This window comes from Sulfurospirillum tamanense, from assembly GCF_016937535.1.
In the GTDB taxonomy this organism is placed as follows: domain Bacteria; phylum Campylobacterota; class Campylobacteria; order Campylobacterales; family Campylobacteraceae; genus Sulfurospirillum_B; species Sulfurospirillum_B tamanense.
Genome location: NZ_JAFHKK010000012.1, coordinates 1 through 20,534, shown reverse-complemented (window position 1 = coordinate 20,534; position 20,534 = coordinate 1). Strand labels below are relative to the sequence as shown.

General features: G+C 47.5%; 21 protein-coding genes. 10 read left to right on the top strand and 11 right to left on the bottom strand.

The genetic code is table 11. The features are described from left to right. Position 1: 1 nt before the first annotated feature. The gene (gene eno, locus JWV37_RS06640) at positions 2-1,267 is read right to left on the bottom strand and encodes a phosphopyruvate hydratase (RefSeq protein WP_205459001.1); all 1,266 of its coding nucleotides are present in this window, start codon (positions 1,265-1,267) and stop codon (positions 2-4) included. Continuing rightward, complete coding sequence (recA, locus tag JWV37_RS06635; protein WP_205459051.1) at positions 1,264-2,304, bottom strand: recombinase RecA; 1,041 nt, start codon at positions 2,302-2,304, stop codon at positions 1,264-1,266. Before recA ends, eno begins: the two co-directional genes overlap by 4 nt. 161 nt (positions 2,305-2,465) lie before the next feature. Here recA and JWV37_RS06630 point away from each other — a divergent pair, with 161 nt between their 5' ends. The 3 genes from JWV37_RS06630 to JWV37_RS06620 are packed head-to-tail and all read left to right on the top strand — an operon-like array spanning position 2,466 to position 4,380. Further along, the gene (locus JWV37_RS06630; protein WP_205459000.1) at positions 2,466-3,329 is read left to right on the top strand and encodes a menaquinone biosynthesis family protein; all 864 of its coding nucleotides are present in this window, start codon (positions 2,466-2,468) and stop codon (positions 3,327-3,329) included. Next, positions 3,329-3,595, top strand: coding sequence for a flagellar biosynthesis protein FliQ (fliQ, locus tag JWV37_RS06625; RefSeq protein WP_205458999.1), 267 nt, complete (start codon positions 3,329-3,331; stop codon positions 3,593-3,595). Before JWV37_RS06630 ends, fliQ begins: the two co-directional genes overlap by 1 nt. Then, a complete protein-coding gene (locus JWV37_RS06620) occupies positions 3,595-4,380 on the top strand; it encodes a UDP-N-acetylmuramate dehydrogenase (RefSeq protein WP_205458998.1) in 786 nt (261 codons plus the stop codon). Before fliQ ends, JWV37_RS06620 begins: the two co-directional genes overlap by 1 nt. Here JWV37_RS06620 and tsaD read toward each other — a convergent pair. Continuing rightward, positions 4,377-5,369 carry a tRNA (adenosine(37)-N6)-threonylcarbamoyltransferase complex transferase subunit TsaD gene (gene tsaD, locus JWV37_RS06615; protein ID WP_205458997.1) on the bottom strand — a complete coding sequence of 331 codons (993 nt, stop codon included), beginning with the start codon at positions 5,367-5,369 and terminating at the stop codon, positions 4,377-4,379. The two genes, JWV37_RS06620 and tsaD, sit on opposite strands and share 4 nt — an antisense overlap. A 2-nt stretch (positions 5,370-5,371) precedes the next feature. Next, entirely contained in the window at positions 5,372-6,124 is a 753-nt protein-coding gene (locus JWV37_RS06610) for a D-alanyl-D-alanine carboxypeptidase family protein (protein WP_205458996.1), read from the bottom strand. A gap of 103 nt (positions 6,125-6,227) precedes the next feature. Here JWV37_RS06610 and JWV37_RS06605 point away from each other — a divergent pair, with 103 nt between their 5' ends. Beyond that, positions 6,228-7,247, top strand: coding sequence for an aldo/keto reductase (locus JWV37_RS06605; RefSeq protein ID WP_205458995.1), 1,020 nt, complete (start codon positions 6,228-6,230; stop codon positions 7,245-7,247). 3 nt (positions 7,248-7,250) lie between these two features. Next, positions 7,251-7,811, top strand: coding sequence for a class I SAM-dependent methyltransferase (locus tag JWV37_RS06600; RefSeq protein WP_205458994.1), 561 nt, complete (start codon positions 7,251-7,253; stop codon positions 7,809-7,811). Positions 7,812-7,838: 27 nt separating this feature from the next. On the opposite strand, the gene JWV37_RS06595 is transcribed toward JWV37_RS06600, so the two are convergent. From JWV37_RS06595 to JWV37_RS12915, 5 genes are all read right to left on the bottom strand, one after another. Continuing rightward, on the bottom strand, positions 7,839-9,086 hold the full coding sequence (locus tag JWV37_RS06595) for a uracil-xanthine permease family protein (RefSeq protein WP_205458993.1): 1,248 nt from the start codon (positions 9,084-9,086) through the stop codon (positions 7,839-7,841). A 9-nt stretch (positions 9,087-9,095) separates the two neighbouring features. Next, complete coding sequence (gene dxr, locus JWV37_RS06590) at positions 9,096-10,172, bottom strand: 1-deoxy-D-xylulose-5-phosphate reductoisomerase (RefSeq protein WP_205458992.1); 1,077 nt, start codon at positions 10,170-10,172, stop codon at positions 9,096-9,098. A gap of 3 nt (positions 10,173-10,175) precedes the next feature. Then, the gene (locus JWV37_RS06585) at positions 10,176-10,925 is read right to left on the bottom strand and encodes a phosphatidate cytidylyltransferase (protein WP_205458991.1); all 750 of its coding nucleotides are present in this window, start codon (positions 10,923-10,925) and stop codon (positions 10,176-10,178) included. A gap of 72 nt (positions 10,926-10,997) precedes the next feature. After that, positions 10,998-11,315, bottom strand: coding sequence for a hypothetical protein (locus JWV37_RS06580; protein WP_205458990.1), 318 nt, complete (start codon positions 11,313-11,315; stop codon positions 10,998-11,000). Positions 11,316-11,318: 3 nt separating this feature from the next. Beyond that, positions 11,319-12,644, bottom strand: coding sequence for an NFACT RNA binding domain-containing protein (locus JWV37_RS12915; protein WP_205458989.1), 1,326 nt, complete (start codon positions 12,642-12,644; stop codon positions 11,319-11,321). 306 nt (positions 12,645-12,950) lie between these two features. Here JWV37_RS12915 and JWV37_RS06570 point away from each other — a divergent pair, with 306 nt between their 5' ends. The 5 genes from JWV37_RS06570 to JWV37_RS06550 all read left to right on the top strand — a co-directional run bounded on the left by JWV37_RS06570 (position 12,951) and on the right by JWV37_RS06550 (position 18,222). Further along, a complete protein-coding gene (locus JWV37_RS06570) occupies positions 12,951-14,216 on the top strand; it encodes a 3-isopropylmalate dehydratase large subunit (protein WP_205458988.1) in 1,266 nt (421 codons plus the stop codon). Next, a complete protein-coding gene (locus tag JWV37_RS06565) occupies positions 14,216-14,776 on the top strand; it encodes an NTP transferase domain-containing protein (protein ID WP_205458987.1) in 561 nt (186 codons plus the stop codon). The genes JWV37_RS06570 and JWV37_RS06565 overlap by 1 nt, the downstream gene beginning before the upstream one ends. Before the next feature lie 57 nt (positions 14,777-14,833). Continuing rightward, positions 14,834-15,121, top strand: a complete 288-nt coding sequence (locus JWV37_RS06560; protein ID WP_205458986.1) for a Dabb family protein — start codon at positions 14,834-14,836, stop codon at positions 15,119-15,121. Next, positions 15,121-16,137: a phospholipase A gene (locus JWV37_RS06555; RefSeq protein ID WP_205458985.1), complete on the top strand. Its 1,017-nt coding sequence runs from the start codon at positions 15,121-15,123 to the stop codon at positions 16,135-16,137. Before JWV37_RS06560 ends, JWV37_RS06555 begins: the two co-directional genes overlap by 1 nt. 90 nt (positions 16,138-16,227) lie before the next feature. Further along, entirely contained in the window at positions 16,228-18,222 is a 1,995-nt protein-coding gene (locus tag JWV37_RS06550; RefSeq protein WP_205458984.1) for a methyl-accepting chemotaxis protein, read from the top strand. Here JWV37_RS06550 and JWV37_RS06545 read toward each other — a convergent pair. Together JWV37_RS06545 and JWV37_RS06540 are read right to left on the bottom strand one after the other, a co-directional pair. Continuing rightward, the gene (locus JWV37_RS06545) at positions 18,219-19,343 is read right to left on the bottom strand and encodes an aminotransferase class I/II-fold pyridoxal phosphate-dependent enzyme (protein WP_205458983.1); all 1,125 of its coding nucleotides are present in this window, start codon (positions 19,341-19,343) and stop codon (positions 18,219-18,221) included. The two genes, JWV37_RS06550 and JWV37_RS06545, sit on opposite strands and share 4 nt — an antisense overlap. A gap of 23 nt (positions 19,344-19,366) precedes the next feature. After that, positions 19,367-20,534 (bottom strand): putative bifunctional diguanylate cyclase/phosphodiesterase (locus JWV37_RS06540; RefSeq protein WP_205458982.1); only part of this gene is annotated, 1,168 nt, incomplete at its 5' end.

The window sequence follows — 20,534 nt, the reverse complement described above, 5'->3', positions numbered from 1 at the left end:
ACTAAAACAATTCGCCACCCAAATACTCGCCGCCACCAAGTTCTTTATCAATCTCTAGCAAACGGTTGTATTTAGCATTGCGCTCCCCTCTTGCGGTTGCGCCTGTTTTAATTTGTCCTGTGTTAAGCGCTACGGCAAAATCGGCAATAAATGCATCTTCGCTCTCGCCACTTCGATGGCTCATAACACACGTATAGTTGTTGCGTTGGGCAAGCCTAACGGTTTCCATGGTTTCGCTTACAGAACCGATTTGATTGGGCTTGATTAAAATCGAATTAGCGATTTTTTTCTCAATGCCCTCACGCAAGATAGTTGCGTTAGTGACAAACAAATCATCGCCTACCAATTGCACTTTTTCACCAAGGCGCTGGGTCAAATACTGCCATCCCTCCCAATCGTCTTCACTTAGTCCATCTTCGATAGAAACAATAGGGTATTTTTCACACATCGAGGCGTAGTATTCGACAAGTTCTTTACTGCTTAGGGTGCGGTTTTCGGATGCCAAACGGTACCCGCCTTCACACACAAGTTCACTACTAGCCACATCGAGTGCGATGGCAATCTCCACACCAGGAGTGTATCCTGCTGCTTTAATAGCTTCCAAAATCACCCCAATAGGCTCTTCGTTGTTGGCAAGATTGGGCGCAAAACCACCCTCGTCACCCAAAGCTGTGCTGTGTCCCTTACCATGTAACGCTTTTTTGAGATGTTGGTACACCTCAGCTGCGGCGCGCAGTGCCTCTTCAAAACAAGCAAATCCTAAAGGCATAATCATGTATTCTTGAAAATCCACGCTGTTATCGGCATGGCTTCCACCGTTGATGATATTAAACATCGGCGTGGGCACTACCCTCGCATTTGATCCGCCCAAATAACGGTAAAGAGGCATCCCAAGGCTCGAAGCTGCCGCACGCGCTACAGCCATAGAGACACCCAGCACCGCATTAGCGCCCAAATTAGAGTAGTTTTCTGTACCATCAAGTGCTTTCATTGTGCTATCAATTTCAGCTTGGTTAAAAGGGCTCATTCCTGTAATCTCATCAGCAATTTGCACATTCACATTTTCCACTGCTTTGCGTACACCTTTGCCCATGTAGCGCTCATCTTGATCGCGAAGCTCTAGCGCCTCACGTTTGCCAGTGCTTGCGCCACTAGGCACAATGGCATTGGCTACCGTGCCATCACTCAAGACCACCGTTGCTCGCACCGTAGGGTTGCCTCGACTATCCAATACCTCATCTGCGCGTACTTCATCAATAAAAATCATGCCTCATCCTCCGTAAGTTCATCATCTCCAACCACCATGACACTAGGATTAAGCCCCATGGCCTGCTTAACTGCTTCTTCAATCTCTTCTGCTAATTCTTTGTTTTCTTTCAAAAGTGCTTTGGCATTTTCACGCCCTTGCCCTAATTTTTTGTCTTTGTAGCTAAACCACGCACCGCTTTTGTCAATCACGTCAAGTTTTACACCATAATCCACTAACTCGCCCTCGCGCGAAATACCCTCACCAAACATGATGTCAAACTCAGCGATGCGAAAAGGAGGGGCAACTTTGTTTTTAATGACCTTAGCCTTAACGCGGTTACCAATCTGGTCTTCCCCTTGTTTAAGGGTTGCGATTTTACGCACATCGATACGTACAGAGGCATAAAATTTCAAGGCATTGCCACCCGTGGTGGTCTCAGGTGAGCCGTACCCCATCATCCCAATCTTCATGCGGATTTGGTTGATAAAAATAATCGTCACGTTCATCTTATGCACCACGCCTGTGAGCTTACGCAGAGCTTGGCTCATGAGCCTAGCTTGAAGCCCCACGTGGGCATCGCCCATGTCGCCATCAATTTCGCTTTTGGGAGTAAGAGCGGCCACCGAGTCAATGACAATCACATCCACCGCGCCACTGCGAGCAAGGGTTTCGACGATATCCAAGGCTTGTTCGCCAAAATCTGGCTGTGAAACAAGCAAGTTTTCCGTATCGACTCCTAAGTTATGGGCATACTTTACATCCAGTGCATGCTCTGCGTCTACAAAGGCACAAATACCGCCTGCTTTTTGGGCTTGTGCCGTAATTTGAAGAGCAAGGGTTGTTTTGCCTGAGCTCTCAGGACCGTAGATTTCAATAACCCTACCTCGGGGCACTCCACCGATTCCAAGGGCAATATCAAGCCCGAGCGAGCCTGTTCCAATAGAGGCAATGGGTTCGATTTCTTTGTCGCCTAAACGAACAATCGCCCCCTTACCAAAAGCCTTATCAATCTGCTTCATTGTTAATTCAAGTGCTTTGCGTTTGTTCTCATCCATAGCCATAAGATTCCTTTATGAGAGTAGTTGGGATTGTAACATCTTTGCTTTAAAAAACTTCTGATTATACCCCATGCACGGCCATAGCCCTCAAAAAGATGGCAATTTGAAATGTAATTTTTAGCCCACCTGTGTTACAATCGGTCCAATTTTCTCAAAGGATGTTCGTGATTACAGTGGCTCATTCTCCCGATGCAGACGATATTTTTATGTACTATGCCATCAAGCTTGGCTGGGTGAGTGTTGAGGGAGTCTCTTTTGAAAATATCGCTCTTGACATCGAAACCCTTAACCAAGAGGCACTGAAGGGGACCTACGACATTACTGCCATCAGTTTTGGGCTTTACCCACACATCCGTAACGACTACGCACTTTTGCGTACAGCCGTGAGTTTTGGAGAGGGGTATGGGCCAAAACTCATTAAGCGAAAGGGTGCTAAACTCAAACGCAATTTCAAAGTGGCCCTCAGTGGCAAATACACCACCAATGCCCTTTTGTTTCGCTTAGCTTATCCTGATGCACGCGTTGTGTATAAAAACTTTTTAGACATAGAGCCCGCCGTTTTGTGCGGTGAAGTAGATGCGGGCGTGTTGATTCACGAGAGTATTTTAACCTTTGATGAGAGTTTGGAAGTCGAAAAAGAGTTGTGGGACATATGGTGTGACCTTGGAGGCGAGGGCATGCCTTTGCCCCTTGGAGGCATGGCCTTGCGCCGCTCACTTCCTTTGGTTAAGGCCATTGCTTACGAAAAATCCCTAACAGATGCTGTGCGCCTTGGCAATGTCTCTAAGCCGCTGCTTTCACGTATGCTACTAGAACGGGGGCTTTTTCGAGTTGACGCTTCAAAGCTTGAAACTTACCTTTCCATGTATGCCAATGACGCCTCTGTTTCCATGAACGAAACCCAACTAAGCGCCATTAACCATCTTTTTAAACTGGGTTTTGACCACGGTGTTTACGACGTGCCTTTGGATGTGCACGATTACCTCATCCCTTCCCACTACGAAACAGCGAGGTTTAGCTAGTGGAATCTACACTCATTGGCCTAGGCGTTCAAACCTTTAAAATCGCCCTCTCGTTAGCCCTACCCATGCTCATGGCGGGGCTTTTAGCGGGTCTTGCCATTAGTATTTTCCAAGCCACCACCCAAATCAACGAAATGACCCTAAGCTTTGTGCCTAAAATCTTGCTCGTGGTTACCGTCATCATCTTTGCCATGCCATGGATGATGAACATGATGATTGAATTTACCACTCGGGTGTTTAACATGATTCCCACTTTTGTACACTGATGGTTAAAACTGTCGATTTTTCGACCTTTTCTAACCTGCGGATTGGACCAAAGGTTGACGTGCTTGTTGTGGAAGAAGCTGGCCCTTTAGAGCGTTTTATCATTGGTGGGGCCAATAACCTTCTCATTGGCCCCACGCCCCCTCCCCTTGCAATGCTTAGCAAAACGTTTGATTTTATTCGCCTAGACAATGGAGTTTTACATGTAGGGGCTGCAACCCCCAGCGGCAAGCTCTTTTCTTTTGCCAAAAAACATGACCTTGGCGGGTTTGAGTTTATGCAACAACTCCCTGGCACTCTTGGCGGGATGCTTGCCATGAATGCGGGATTAAAAGGATGGGAGATTTTCAATCCCCTTGTAGCGGTGCGCACCCACAAAGGATGGGTGAAAAAGGCAACAATTAAACACGGCTACCGCTACGCCTATCTCCCTGATAATGTCTTTGAGGCAACCTTTACATGTAAAGAGGGGTTTGATAGGGATTTAGCAGAACAGTTTCGCCAGATGCGTGCCAATCAGCCCAAAGACCCAAGTGCTGGAAGTTGTTTTAAAAACCCACCAAACGAGAGCGCGGGCAGGCTTTTAGAGGCGGTGGGCTTTCGAGGAAAACAACGCGGAGGCATGGCTTTTAGCCCACAACACGCCAATTTTCTTGTCAACCTTGGCGGAGGTACTTATGAAGAAGCGATTGCACTCATCCAAGAGGCCAAAGCGACGGTTTTAGCCGAAACAGGCATCTTACTAGAGCTTGAAATCAAAATTATCAATCTCCCTGCACCCTTTTAAAAAGCCACTTTAGGGTTTACGCGCACATCATCCAATCCCACAAACTCCCCACGTTTGTACGCCTCCACCCCACACCGTCCAATCATTGCGGCATTGTCCGAACAATAGACCAACGGTGCGACCATCAAAGGCGGCATGCGGTACTTTTCTACCAGTTTTTCCAAGTGAGTGCGCAGATAAAGATTGGCACTTGCCCCTCCCACTACTGCAAAACACTCAAAAGGGTGGGCTTTAAACGCCCGTTCAAGTTTGTTAAGTAAATGGGCTGTGGCGGTAGCTTGAAAACTGGCGCAAACATCACAGGTGTCTTGCTCGTCTCTTTTTTCTCCCAACTCCTCAATAGCCAAACGCACTTGGTTTTTTAGGCCCGAATAGCTAAATGCCAACTTGGGAGTACGCAACAACGGCACGGTAAAATTAAACCGCTTCGCATCACCTTGTTTTGCCATTTTTTCTACTACAGGCCCACCTGGATACCCAAGGCCAAGCATTTTAGAAACCTTATCAAAACTTTCACCAAAACTATCGTCCATGGTGGTGGCCAAACAGGTTATGTTCCCATGCGCCTTTACATGTAAGAGCTGCGTATGGCCCCCTGAGACTAGCAATACCCCCAAGGGAAACACAGCAGGTTGTTCTAAAAAAAGCGAATAAATGTGCCCATGCAGGTGGTTAATGGGAAGCAACGGCACATCTAGAGCAATACACAGTGCCTTTGCCATCACCAAACCCTCCACCAAGGTCACCGAAAGACCAGGCTCTGTCGTTACCGCAACGGCTTTGACTTCTTGCAAATAAGGCGTGGTTTCTTCGAGAATCTTTGGAAGCGCTTCCGCGTGAAGCCTTGCGGCAAGTTCGGGCACCACGCCGCCGTACTTAGCATGGTCGAGTTCTTGAGAGATTTTTTTGTGAAAGACTAACTGGCAATCTTCAAGGCGCGTTAACGCAATAGAGCTATCATCACAACTGCTTTCAATGCTTAAAATCACGCCTACACCGTCTTAATAATCTGAATGTGCCACGGCTCAAACCAGACCCCATCAGGGTTTCTAGGAAGATAGCGGGTGCGCACGTAAGGCAACTGCTGGAGTGTCAAAAACTCATCTGTCTTGGCAAACTCTTCAGTAAAGTTCAAATACCCAAACCCTTTTTTTCCCACATCAAAATCGCCAATGCTATGGTACGAATGTCCTGGAGGAGCGATGGATTTAGCAGCAAGGGAAATATTGCCCTCGCACGCACTGATTTTGTCCAAAAAGAGGCTCATTTGCTTAGCAACACTGCGTACACCAGAAGTCAACACCAGCGTGGGGCCTACGTCTTTTTGCAAACGCTCAAAGGCATGCAGTGCTTCGCCTTGAAACAAATAATGTCCAGACCGAGGCACCTTATAGACCTCTTTTTCTGAAATAACAGCAGTAAGTGCTTCACACGTACGCTGTCCAAAAAACCCATAAGGCTCCGTTGCATCGTAAAAAAGTCTTTCAAAAAGTACGAGCTCGCTGGGCGTAAAAGCACCGATTTTGCTCACATTACGGGCATAATGCAACACTAAGTCGAAGCTAATGATATTGAAATTGCCAAACCCTACGTATCGACTTACACGGTCCAAACGTTGTCTTGCTGATTCAAAATCAGCCAACTCATCAACATGCAAAAAGACAGAAGCAGGGGAAGACTCTTGGGCAAAAGCCATGGAGGCAGCGCTAGCGGCTACCAGTCCCAAAAAGGTGCGTCGGTGCATTGGGTTAAACTCATTTGTAGTGGTATTTGAGTAAAAAGGCTTAGTATACCACGCAGATGCTGAGTTTTTTGTTACAATTATACCGCCAGAATTAAGGAGCACCATGAATTACCGTTATGTTGGCAAAAGTGGATTAAGAGTCAGCCCGCTGTGCATGGGCACCATGACCTTTGGAACCCAATGCGATAAAAAAGAAGCCTTTAAAATTTTAGACAAAGCCTACGACGCGGGCATTAACTTTTTTGACACCGCCGAGCTTTACCCTGTACCTCCAAGTGGTGAACTTGCGGGGCGCACGGAAGAGATTGTGGGCGAATGGCTTAAAACCAAACCGCGCGACTCCATCATCCTTGCCACCAAGGTCGCAGGTGCTGCGAACGGGTGGTTTGTTCCGCCCATTCGCCACGGCCTTACCGCCATCGACCGCTTTCACATCACCCGCGCCCTTGAGGGAAGCCTAAAACGCCTAAAAACCGATTATATCGATCTCTACCAAATCCACTGGCCCGACCAAACCGTGCCCATTGAAGAGAGCTTATCTGTATTGGATGAACTGGTCAAAGCAGGGAAAATCCGTGTCATTGGGACTTCCAACGACTCCGCATACGGACTCACTAAAGCCAACGAAACCGCTAGATTCAAAGGTTTAACGCGCTTTGAATCCATTCAAAACAATTTTTCCCTGCTCAACCCGCGCTTTTTAGATGAACTTAGCACCGTGTGTGAAAAAGAGTCCATTTCCTTGTTACCCTATTCGCCCTTGGCTGGCGGGGTGCTTACGGGCAAATACAATGGTGGATTTTTCCCGCCAACCGCGCGCTTTGCCAAGTATGTGAACCACCAAAACCCACGCCTTCAAGCCCAAGCTGGACGCTTTGTCAACACTAAAACCCTCGAAGCCACGGCGCGCTACCAAACCATCGCCACTGAATACGGACTAAACCTCACCACCATGGCAACCGCTTGGAGTATGCAACACCCCTTTGTAGCTTCTTCCATCATCGGAGCGACCCACGCAGGGCAGTTGGATGAAACTTTGGCGGCTTTACATGTAAGCCTTAACCCAGAGCTCTTGCGTGCCTTGCATGAAGTGCAGCAAGCTATTTTATATCCGATGGGCTAAACCATGACCCTAGACAGGCGTACCGAACCGTACAATTTTGCCATGGCAAACCTCAGCGCTATACCAGCAGGAAGTAGGGTTCTTTTTTTGGGGAAAAACCATACCAAAAATGCTCTTTTGGTTGCAAAAATGGGCTTACATGTAGAGGTCTTGGATGCGAACAATGCAGAGCTTGTTCACCTGCAAGAAGAGGCCAGTAAAGAAGGATTGTTTATTATCACTCGCCATACACGCATCGAATACTGGCAACTTCCCCACACTTATGATGCGATTGTTTTAGGAGAGCTTGAACTCTCTAGCTCCAAGCACACGTTTTTATTTGAAAAAATCCTCTCTTCATTGGCGCCAAAAGGTATTTTAATAGGAGAGGTCATAGGGGATGGCAAACCCTCAGCTCATGCAGATCCCGCCATAGAGCCTTACGGGCTCATTGCTCTGTATACGCTTTTTGAAAGCTTACCTTGCCGTCTTCTTAAATTAGGTAAAGAGCTCTCCTTGATCACTCATGGAAAGGGTTTAAAAGAAGAGCGCTACCTCATTCGGATGGTGATACAAAAACACTAAGGGGGCACATGCCCCCTCTTTTACGTGCTAGTAGCCGTCAAAATGCTTTGTTTTTGGCAACACGAGGTTAAGTAAAATCCCCACAATTGCCCCAAGTCCAATCCCACTAAACCCCACACCGCCAAAATTAAAGGTCATCCCGCCAATGGCAAACACAAGAATGATGGAAACGATAATCATGTTACGCGGATCGGCTAAATCAACCTTCTCTTTAATGAGCGTTTCCATGCCCACAGCCGTGATAATCCCAAACAACAAGAGCAAAATGCCGCCCATTACTGGCACAGGAATAGTCGCCAACAAACCACCAAGTTTCCCCACAAACGCAAGGACAATGGCAAAAATCGCCGCCCATGTCATGATGGCAGGATTGAAGGCTTTGGTGATGGTCACCGCACCCGTGACTTCGGAATAGGTTGTATTAGGTGGGCCACCCAAAAGCGACGCCGCAGAAGTGGCTAAACCATCACCCAAAAGGGTATTTTGAAGGCCTGGTTTTTTAAGGTAATCTTCCTTGGTAACATTACTAATGGCCAACATATCGCCCACGTGCTCCACCGCAGGGGCAATAGCAATAGGCAAGATGAAGATAATGGCTTCAAGGTTAAACTCAGGAAATACAAAAGCGGGCATGGCAAACAACGGTGCATTGTAAAAAGAATCAAAACTCACAACACCCAACGCCAACGCCACCACATACCCTGTAATGATCCCAAAAAAGATAGGAAGCAAGCGAAAAATCCCTGTCCCTTTGAGCGTAACCATGATTGTCACCGCTAAGGTGATAAAGGCGATAATCATCGAGGGTGTTTGGGGCACAAGCTGAACAGCACCATCACCTGTTTTTCCAAGAGCCATGTTCACAGCCACAGGCGAAAGAATAAGCCCAATGGTCATAATCACTGGCCCCACGACCACCGCTGGCAACAAGCGGTGCAAAAACTCCGACCCGCGCACCCGCACGAGGAAGCTTAGCAAAATGTAAAATACACCCGCTGCAATTAGGCCCGACATTGTCCCTGCGATGCCCCATGTTTGCACCCCATAAATAATGGGTGCGATAAACGCAAAAGAGGAAGCCAAGAAAATCGGCGGTACGTTTTGGCGGTTAACAAACTGAAAAATCAGTGTCCCAATCCCCGCAGTAAACAGTGCTACATTTGGGTCAAGTCCCGTCAGAAGTGGCACCAACACCAAGGCCCCAAAGGCAACAAATAAAAACTGCAAGCCAACAATGCTCTCCTTGAGCGTAAAACGGTAGGCAATCTTGCTCATCAACACCTCTTAAAAAATTGGATTTTTACAAAATGCACGCACTTCTTTGTCTAACGCAAACACATCCTCTAAAGCTTGGGGCTCTTGTGTTTCATAGGCTTCATAGGCTTGCACAATGCCTCTGGCCATTTGCACTACCCCACACCGTCCTTCTAAAAAATGGGTCATCATGGCTTCGTTGGCGGCATTCACCACCGCACCCAGTTTTGGGTTTTCCAAAAGCGCATTTTTAAGCTCCCACACAGGATAACGCGCAGGGTCAATGGAGCGAAACTCCAAGCTTCCCACTTGGGTCAAATCCACGCTTGGCAATACTGCTTCTTTCACTTCACCCAAGAGGGCAAAGGCGATGGGCAGTTGCATGCTTGTCCCCGCAATGTGGGCTGTGGAACTGCCATCTTCAAAGTCGATGAGTGCGTGGATGATGGATTTGGTTTCAATGAAAGCGTCGTAAGCCTTACATGTAAAGAGCCACTGCGCTTCTAAGAGTTCAAAAAGCTTATTAACCATGGTGGCGCTGTCGATGGTGATTTTTTGCCCCATGGACCAGTTGGGGTGCTTGAGGGCATCTTGGGGGCGCATGTGAGGAAGTTGGTCCAAGGGTGTGTCCCGAAAAGCACCCCCGCTTGCGGTGATACACAGGCGTTTCATGGGGCGGTGCGAGAGCAAATACCACAGGCCAAAATGTTCGCTGTCAATGGGCACGATGGCGCTTGTGTCTAAAAATGCCCCCGCGGCCACTAAGGACTCTTTGTTGGCCAAGGCGACTTTTTTGCCTAGGCTTTGGGCTTTTAGGGTGGGCTTTAAACCCAAAAAGCCCACCAAGGCATTGACCACGAGGGGGCTTTTAGCCTCTTCAAGCATCCGCATGATGCCCTCTTCCCCCACCCAAACATTAGGATGAGCAACCTGATGGGCTAGCGCGGCCTCGCCAATGACGACAAACTTAGGATTAAAGGCGTTGATTTGTTCGTTTAACAGCGCGACATTACGGCCCGCACACAGCCCTTCTACATGTAAACCGTGCGCCTTGGCAATGTGCAGGGCATTAACCCCAATAGACCCTGTGCTGCCTAATACAACCATCGGTTATGCAAAACTTTTGAGCAACACAAACAACACAATCCCTCCAAAAAGGTAACCATCAAGCCGGTCAAGCATCCCCCCATGTCCTGGGAAAATCGTCCCACTATCTTTCACGTCCGCTTCACGCTTGAGGTAACTCTCAAACAAATCTCCCCATACAGAAGCAGCACTGGTTAAAAAAGCAATCATCAAAGCACTTAAAAAACCTACCGAAGCCATCCCAAAAAATGCTCCTGCCAATGTCGCCACAGCAATACCCCCCACAACTCCTTCCCATGTTTTATTGGGAGAAGTGGGCGAAAAAGAGGTTTTGCCAAAGTTTTTACCTACAATAAATGCACCTGTATCGGTCAGTGCCACAATAAGTACAAGCCAAATAAGTGCTGGCATTCCTGCACTCACGTACAATGAGAGTAAAAAGAGCATAGACATTGTGGGGTACAAAAAAGGCTTTAAAATGGACGTATCCATCTCTTTTTGGTGTGCCATCATTGCCACAAGACCAAGCACCACAAGCACGCCTAGGTATTCTGGGGCGGCACTAAAACCTGCCACAATCCACAAACCAAGAGCAAGGACATAAATCGTCGTATTTTCTGTTTGGAACAGTTTGCACGCTTCGCGAAAGGCAATCAAGTAGATTAGTCCCAACATAAACCACGTTACCAAAAAGCTATCTACAAGTGCCAAAAGAACGGCAACAACAAGCATAACAACGCCTGTCACAATGCGCTCAAGGGTGTTTTCATTCATGGGACGTCCTTTGGAGAGGGGAAGTTTACGGCATCTTACCAAAGCTAAGGTGAGGATTTGCTAAAAGCATGGCTAAATGGTAATGTCTAAAAGACGGGGCGGAGGAGGCAAATCCTCTTCGTCCTCTTCATGTTTTTTGCGAAACACTTGGCTCTCATCAGCACCAGCTTCTTGGTCTTTTTTCTTTTGCTCGTGCTCTCTTTCGGGGTCGATTTTATGGGTTTCTTCGGTGGGACGCACCGCTTGCACTTCTTTGTCTTTTTCGTTGGCGGCTACGCCAGCGGCGAGGTTTTGTGCTTCCATGCGCGTTTGAAAATCCATTTGCTTTGAAGCAGCCATAGGAAGGCTTTGGTTCGCGTACACCATTCCACCGATGGGACTAACAGCCATGGACTACTCCTTTGTGACGCTTAGCGTCTGATACTCCACATAATGCACAAGGGCACCTTGCACCATTTTGACATTTCGTCTGGGTGTATAATCGACCAAATAATTTCCCCCTTGAGTCTGGCTAAATTCTACGCATAACTTTGCTGCAAAAGAGAGCACTTGAGAGGGCACACTTTGCTTATCGGTACGGATAATGACATGAGAAGAGGGCATATCCTTTACATGTAACCATACATCACTTTTTTTCGCCTCCTTAAGCAGGGCAATGTTTCCTTTTTCGTTTTTTCCCACCATGACCTTGTGGCCTTCGATGTAAAAACTCTCATACGAAAGATTTTCCCGCTGGGTCTTTTTGGCGTGGGTTTGCTTGGGCAATAAAATGTTCAACTCTTCTACACTCTTAGCGCGCCCAAGCACCCCATCAAGGCGCTCCCAAAAGGCAATCTTTCCTTCTAGATTTTCCCGTTCGATGTGCAGCGAACTGGCTTTTTGGCGCAGTTTTTTTGCCTGAGAAAAGAGTAGATTGGCCGCTTCTTGGGGCGTTCTGGCGTTTGGAGGAAGGTTCAATGTGTACGGCTTTTGCTCAAAATCTTCCACTTCAACCTGCGGTGCATACGGCGGAATGCGGTGTAAATTAGCCAACACCAAAGAACCCTCGTAGTACAACACTTGGGCTTTTGCTTCTAACTCTTCTTCGCTTTCAAGTTTTCCCAAGTGTGCACGAAAACGCTCCAGTTTTTTCGCCAATTGCGCTTTTTTAAGGGAAATCGCCTGGGTAAGTCTGGCGCTGTTGCGCTCTTCATACGCTTCAAAAAGTGCTTCGGGCAACACAAAAGGGGCTTTGGTTTCTGAAAATTCCCGCGGTGGAAGCGCTAACAAAGGCTCCCCAACCTTGACCGAACGAAACGAAACACTCGCGTCAATGTGCCGCAACGCTTCTTGGACGATCTCTTGGGTGTCTAACATAATGACATTGGTATTGCGCCCCGTAAACTCCAACTGCAACACGTATTCGCTCGCCTTGTACTGGTTGCTAGCACTTACATGTAAACGCATAATGCGATTGCCCTCGGGCACCTCTACATGTAAGAGTGTCGCCTTGGCAAAATACTTGCGTAGCAACACATCAAAAGGCGCACCATAGACTTTGGCACGTTTAAAATCTTCACACATAAACACATGGGCATCCCCACGGCGCAGGTCAAAAAAAAGCGGCTCGTGTCGGTCAAACACGATTTTAAGCACCATATCATCCACCCGTTCGATAACGTGGATTTTACGAAAGTGGGATAAATACTGGGCAAGTTCTTGGAGTTGATACTGTTTCACTTCTATACATCCTTCTTTTGGGCGAGGCGCTAAACTATTATTGAGGGTTTATAACGCGATTATACCCGCTTTTAAACCAAACTTTGCTAGAATCGACCCAATTTTTAAACGTGTGCCTAGTGGCACGAAGCAGGGATTTGCGTTTTTAGCTAAAGGGGTGTCTGGTCCCTTGGGATGGATGGCAACTGTTTGAGGCGTAGCCGAGTTTTGCCATCCAAAGAGACCGCTTTAGCGCTCCGCAGGAAAAAACGCAACTTTCCCAAATGAGAGACACTAGGCACGCGCATCGCCATTAACGAGGTTCCCATGCAACAAACCATCACCGAAAAAATCTTCTCCGACCACTGTGCCCTTGAAGCAAAAGCTGGCCAAATCGTCCAAAGCCCCATCGACATGGTCATCGGCAACGACATCACCACGCCCATTTCCATCCGTGCCTTTGAAGAAAGTGGCGCGACCACACTGGCCAATCCCGACGGTTTTTCCATCGTCATGGACCACTACATTCCCGCCAAAGACATCGCTAGTGCCAACCAAGCTAAAATCAGCCGTGAGTTTGCCTACAAGCACGACTTGAAGCACTATTTTGACGAAAAAGACATGGGTATCGAACACGCCCTTTTGCCTGAAAAAGGACTCATCGTCCCAGGCGACGTCATCATCGGCGCAGACAGCCATACCTGTACCCACGGCGCCCTTGGCACCTTTGCTACGGGCATGGGTTCGACGGATTTGGCCTATGCGATGATTACAGGGCGCAACTGGTTTAAAGTACCCGAAGCCATCCGCGTGGTCTTTACAGGAAAACCTGGTCAGCACATTTACGGCAAAGACCTCATCCTTGAAATCATCCGCCAAATCGGGGTGGACGGCGCCCTGTACAAAAGCCTCGAATTCATGGGCGATGCTATTGCACATTTAAAGATGGACGACCGCTTTAGTTTGTGCAACATGGCCATCGAAGCGGGTGCCAAAAACGGCATCATCGCTGCAGATGAGATCACCAAAGCCTTTTTAGCGGACAAAACTTTACCCCGTCAGCCCAAGTATTTTTATTCTGACGCCGACGCGACGTATGTGCAAACCCTCGAAGTGGACGTGAGCAACCTTGACCCTGTTATCGCGTATCCGTTCTTGCCCAGTAATGGCAAAAGCGTGCGCCAAGCAGTCAAAGACGATTTGGCCATCGACCAAGTTTTCATCGGCAGTTGCACCAACGGACGCATCAGCGACCTACGCATCGCCGCGGAGATTTTAAAGGGTAAACGTGTGGCGCGCAAAACCCGCCTCATCATCACCCCAGCGACCCAAAAAATCGCCCAACAAGCCCAAAAAGAAGGGCTCGTAGACATCTTCATCGAAGCAGGCGGCGTGTTTTCCAACCCCACCTGCGGCGCATGTCTTGGTGGCTACATGGGGATTTTAGGCAAAGGAGAGCGTTGTGTGGCCACCACCAACCGCAACTTTGTGGGCCGCATGGGAGACCGCACCAGTGAGATTTATTTGGCCAACTCCGCAGTAGCAGCCGCTTCTGCCATTGCTGGGAAAATCGCCGACCCAAGGGATTTATAATGTTTCCCTTCCCCTGTGTCATCATCGCCGGGGGAAAAAGTTCGCGCATGGGGCAAGACAAATCCTTGCTCCCTTTTCACGGACACGCCACCCTCACCCACTACCAAGCCTCCCGCCTTTTGCCGCTGTTTAGCTCCTTACATGTAAGCACCAAAACCGACAAATTTAACGGAGAATTTTCGCTCATTTTAGACACCGAACAAGAGAGCTTTTCACCCATGGTCGCGCTTTCTTCGGTGTTAGAACACTTTACTGACACCTATGTTTTTTGCCTGAGTGTGGACGCCCCGTTTGTGGAAAAAAAACACATTGAGGCCCTATGGAAGGCCGCCCAAGCCACCCACGCCAACGCACTCATCCCCCGCGACCCGCACACCCGCCACCCTTTGTGTGGCCTCTACCACAGCTCCCTTGCTCCTCTTGCCAACACTTTGGCCTGCCAAGGAGACCATAAACTGGGTATCTTACTAGAACGCGCCAACGCGGTGTATGTGGAATTTGATGAAACCGCGCCCTTTACCAACCTCAACCACCCGCACGAATACGAAGCGGCGCTGTAGATTACATGCGACCTTTAACCTTTCTTGTGCTATCCTACTTGAAAAAAGGAGTAACCCATGATTAAACACATCGTTTTTTTTAAACTCGAAGACAACTCTGAGGCCAACAAAGAGGCTGTAAAAGCGCGCATCATGAGCATGCAGGGCAAGATTCCTTACTTAAGCCACATCGAAGTAGGCGTGAATTTTTGCGACCAAGAGCGCGCGTTTGATTTGGCACTCATCACAGATTTTTACACCAAAGAGGATTTAGCACGCTACGCTGTCGACCCTGTACATGTAGAGGTCGTAACGTTTTTAAAATCCATCAACACCCAAACCAAAGTAGTAGATTACGAGTACTAATGCCCAAGCTTATACTATTTTTAGCACTCTTTGCGGGAGCTTGTGTTGCGTTTGCCCAGTCTGATATGATCGAAATAGCGCGCGAGTACGAAGCCAAAGGCGACATTCAAAATGCCATGGAGTGGTACAAAAAAGCCGCCCTAGCTTCAACAAATCCAGCCTCGCCTCAACCCAAGGAAACTCCTGCAGCCCTTGAAAAGAGGCTTCAAGCCATACCGCCTTATGTGCGCCAATACGAGCGCGCCAAGGCCTACAGTGCGCACCTTGACCCTATTGAAGACGGGGACGCCCAAGAGACCATCCTTCAAATGATCTCTGGAACATTTGGACTCATCCCCTACCACACCAATTACCTTGCCCCCTTTAGCTATGACGGGCGCGCAAGCAGTGGCCGTAAGAAAACCGAGACAAAATTTCAGTTTAGTTTTCAAAAAGAGCTAGGGCATGATTGGCTTGGGCTAGACGAGAGCTACTCTTTTGGCTACACCCAAACTGCGTGGTGGCAAATCCTCCAAGAGTCCTCCCCTTTTCGGGAAACCAACTACCAGCCTGAGTTTTTTGTAACCGTTCCTTACAAGGGCGATGGAAGCACCTTTAAAGCCTTTAAATTTGGTTATCTTCACCAATCCAACGGCCAAGATGGCCAAAAATCCCGCTCCTGGGACCGCTTGTATGCCAGCACGATTTTACAAATTGGTACCGTTTTTGTAACCCCAAGAGTATGGTACCGCTTGCGCGAATCAGACAAAGATGACAATCCTGACATTCATGATTACCTCGGCTACGGCGACCTTACCTTGCTCTACCCCAAGGGGAAAAATCTCTTTAAAGCCACACTCACCAACAACCTCCACACCTCCAACAACCGTAGTGGCGTAGCCCTAGAGTGGAGCTTCCCACTTCTAGAATCTGGTGTTTTTGGGTTTATTCAGTATTACTATGGTTATGGTGAAAGCTTAATTGATTACGACAAACTGACCAATCGGGTTAGCATAGGCTTCGCTCTTTCGCGGTAATACGCCTTACACGTAAAATTTCTTGTCATATGCTTGTCATTTAGGATATACTTTTTAAAATTATCATCATTGTTCCGTAGGAGGGTTGTTGTGAATTATTTTAAAACTATCGGGGGGAAAATCTCTACTTTTCTTGCCTTTATTCTTGTGCTTGCCATGGGCGGCAACGTACTTTATCTAGACTATGTCCTTAAGAGCCAAATTGCAGAAGATGCTAAAAATGGCATCAGTGAAAATCTTGTCATGGCCAATAAAATGCTTGACGTGTTTTACAACGAAAGCCTTAGCAGTACCAATGTCCTTTACTCTGTTTTAGAGCAATCCTTTGGGCGCTATAACACTTTCAACCAAGTCCAAAGCATGAATGTTCCCGTTGCAGGCATCGATGTACCTGCGATGATCAGTGGGCCCACCATTTTAAACAACGATTTTACGGTTGTAGATGACTTTACCGCAGGCAGTGGCGCTGTAGCAACAGTGTTTGCCAAAGTAGGGGATGATTTTTTACGCATCACCACTTCTTTGCGCAAAGAAAACGGTGACCGTGCCATGGGAACGTTTCTGGGCAAAAACTCTCCCGCTTACGCGCCCATCATAAAAGGAGAAACCTACATCGGCATTGCCCGCTTATTTGGCAAAGACTACATGACCCGCTACTCCCCTATCTACAATCCTGAAAAAGAGCTTATTGGTATCTTGTTTATTGGGTACAATTTCACCGATGCATTTCAAGGCGTTAAGCAAAGCCTCAAAGAGATTAAGATTGGCGAAAATGGCTACTACTACATCCTAAACACCCGCACCAATGTCGTAGAAATTCACCCAACTCTTGAGGGAAAACCTGCCGATAGTCTCCAAACCTATAGCAAAATCATGGCCAACATTGGAGGGAGCTTTGAAGACACCTACCAAGGGACTCATAAGTTTTATATTACTTCTGCTTTTGAAAAACTCAACTGGGTTATTGTGGCAAGTGCAAATATGGATGAATTTATGGCCGTGGTTTATGAGATTGAAAAAACCCTAATCATTGGCATTATTATCCTCACCCTTTTACTGGTTGCCATTAACACCTTTTTGGCCCAACGCATGATTGCCAAGCCTCTTAATGCTTTGCGCGACAATGTTAAAGACATCGCTTCGGGTGAAGGCGACTTGACCCGCAAAATGGCCGTCAAAGGAGATGATGAAGTGGCCCTTGTGAGCGAGCAGATTAACCATTTCATTGAAAAAGTACGCACCACTATTACAGAAATTAAATCTGTCTCTAGTGAAAACTCTTCCATTGCCAATGAATTTTCTTCCACCACCATGCAAACAGGCAAGCGCGTCGAAGAGACAACCCACCTTGTCAGCACCACCACCGAACAATCCAAGCACATTCGCAACGAGATGCAAACCTCCATTGAAAAAGCCAAAACCAACAAAGAGGAGCTCTCCAAGGCCCTTGGGTATGTTGGCGAAGCCAATGAGTCTATCTTGCACCTCAATAGCGAAATCCAACACAGCGCCCATAATGAAATTGAAATGGCACGCCGCATTGAACATTTAAGCAGTGAAGCGAGTCAAGTCAAAGACATTCTCACCGTCATCTCTGACATCGCTGAACAAACCAACTTACTCGCCCTCAATGCTGCCATCGAAGCGGCGCGCGCAGGAGAGCACGGACGTGGCTTTGCTGTTGTGGCCGATGAAGTACGGAAACTGGCAGAACGCACTCAAAAATCCCTCACCGAGATTAACGCTACCATCAATGTCATCGTCCAATCCATCACCGAATCTAGCGAAGGCATGAACACAAACGCTAAAAAAGTGGAAGAGTTAGCTTCTGTCTCTCAAACCGTAGAGGCAAAAATCTCTCAAATGGCCCAAGTGATGAAAAAAGCTATCACTATGAGCGAATCCACGGTCAATGATTACGTCCAAAGTGGCGAGAAGGTAAAAGAGGTTATCGAAACCATTGGCCAAATCAACACCCTTTCGGGCGAAAATGCGCGCAGTGTGGAAGAGATGAGCAGTGCCGCCAACCACCTCAGCACCATGAGTGAAACCCTCAACACCAAACTTTCTCAGTTTAGAACTTAGTGCTTGGGAGGCAGGTGCCTCCCAAGCCATTTTTTGATGCGTGCCACCCCTTCTTTCATATGTGCAATGTCTCGCGTGTAGGCAAAACGCACGTATAAATGCGTTTGATTTGTGCCAAAATCCGCTCCAGGCGTTACTGCCACGTGAATTTCTTCTAACATTTTTTTGGCAAAAGCAGTACTGTCGTCTGTGTATTTGGAGACATCTGCCCACAGATAAAAAGCCCCCTCGGGTGCTGCGTCGATAGAAAAAAGAGGGGAAAGAGCGCCATAGAGATAATCACGTCGTTCCTCAAATACCCTGCGTACGTTCTCCAAATGCGCCGCGTCAAACGCTTCAAGGGCAGCATATTGGCTTAATGTTGCAGGGCAAATAAAGAGATTTTGCGCCAACTTCTCCGCCTCTCTAACCTTGTTTTGAGGAACAATCACCCACCCCAAGCGAAATCCCGGCAAACAGTAGTACTTGGAAAATCCATTAATCACATACGCGTCCTTGTCAAACTCCAACGCCGTATGTGCTTTTGTTCCATAGGTCAATCCATGATACAGTTCATCAGAAATAAAGGCTATTTTTTCTTCTTTACATGTAGCGATTAGTGCGCTTAAAGTGTTCGGGTCATAAAGATTGCCTGTAGGGTTTGCGGGGGAAGAAATTTGCAAGGCATGCAGCCCTTTTCCCTTTACATGTAAAGGCGTTAGCTGGTAGCTGTCTTCTTTGGAAATGGGCATAAAATAAGGCTCTATGTCCAGCACCTGCGCCACGTTTTTATAGCACGGATACGAAGGGTCGCTCAGGCCAAGCCGCTCTCCCTTAGAAAGCGCTAGCGCATAAGCAATCACAAAAGCCCCACTCGTGCCAGGAGTGAGCACGATGCGTTCACTGGGCACGTCCACGCCATGAGTCACAGCATAATAACGTGCGATTTTTTGCCTCAGCGCCAACAATCCCAAGCTCTCCGTGTACGCCGTTTTTCCTATTGCCTCTTGCAAAGCACTTAGCACCTTTGGCGAGGGTGCAAGGTCGGGTTGTCCTATCTCAAAATGAATCGCGTCGTCGTACTGTGAGGCTTCGCGCACAATATCCATCACCATAAACGAGGTTAACGTATCACACCGCATAAAGTTCCTTTACATGTAAGGGATTATACGTGGTTTTTTAGCCACTCTTCTAGCGCCTCTATGGGCATGGGTTTAGCAAGGAAGTACCCCTGAAGGACACAGCCCTTCTCTTTTTCATAAAACGCGCGTTGCTCTTTGGTCTCAACTCCTTCAACAATCACGCCAAGTCGCATCTGCTTTGCGATGGACAAAATGGATTTTGCCAACATGCACGCATCTTGGTCTTGGGGAATATCCACCGTAAAACTCCTGTCGACTTTGAGCACATCCACGGGGAGTTTTTTGAGCCTTGCAAGAGAAGAGTACCCCGTCCCAAAATCATCAATACTAAGCGCTATGCCCATGTTTTTGATTTTTTGCAAGAGCCCCACCGTCTCATTGGAAGCGTTCATCATGGTCGATTCGGTGATTTCAAGTTTCAAAAGATGCGGGTCTATCTTAAACGTATGCACAGCGTGTTGGAGTATTTTGAAAAGATCACAGTGGTAAAGTTGTACTCCTGAAATATTAATAGCAAGCGTGAGCGTCTTGGTTAAGGGGTTTTCTTTCCACAATGCAAGTTGCCGGCATGCTTCGTTAATGACCCAAGCACCCAACGGAACAATGAGTTTTGTCTCTTCCACAAGAGGGATAAACTTAGCAGGAGCAACCGACCCAAAAGCTTCGCTCTCCCAGCGCAACAACCCCTCAACACCCACAATCTTGCCCGAATTTAGCTCCTGAAGAGGCTGATAAAAAAGCGTAAAATCTTCTTTTTCTATCGCCTCACGAAGGGCGTTTATCATCAAAACACGCTCATAAGAGAGTCGCGTCATTTCGTCTTTAAAAAACGTGTAGCCACTCCTGCCCTCTTGCTTTACTTTGTGCCTTGCCGTATCCGCATTTTTAATCAACAATGCCCCACTGCGTCCATCCGTTGGCGCCAAACTCGCCCCAATACTTACAGTGATACTGATTTGTTTATCTTCTATTTCAAAGGGTTTTTGTAGCTCATCTAGCATGGTTTTAATCTTATGTCCGCTGCTTTCAAAAGAGTCCACTTTTTTAAATACAACAAATTGATCCGCGCTTAATCTGCCTATTGAGGAGCGATAGCCCAAAAGATATTGCACCCTTTTGACAAAAGCGATGAGCAGTTTGTCTCCAACACTGTGTTCAAAACTGTCGTTTATGTTTTTAAACCCATCAATA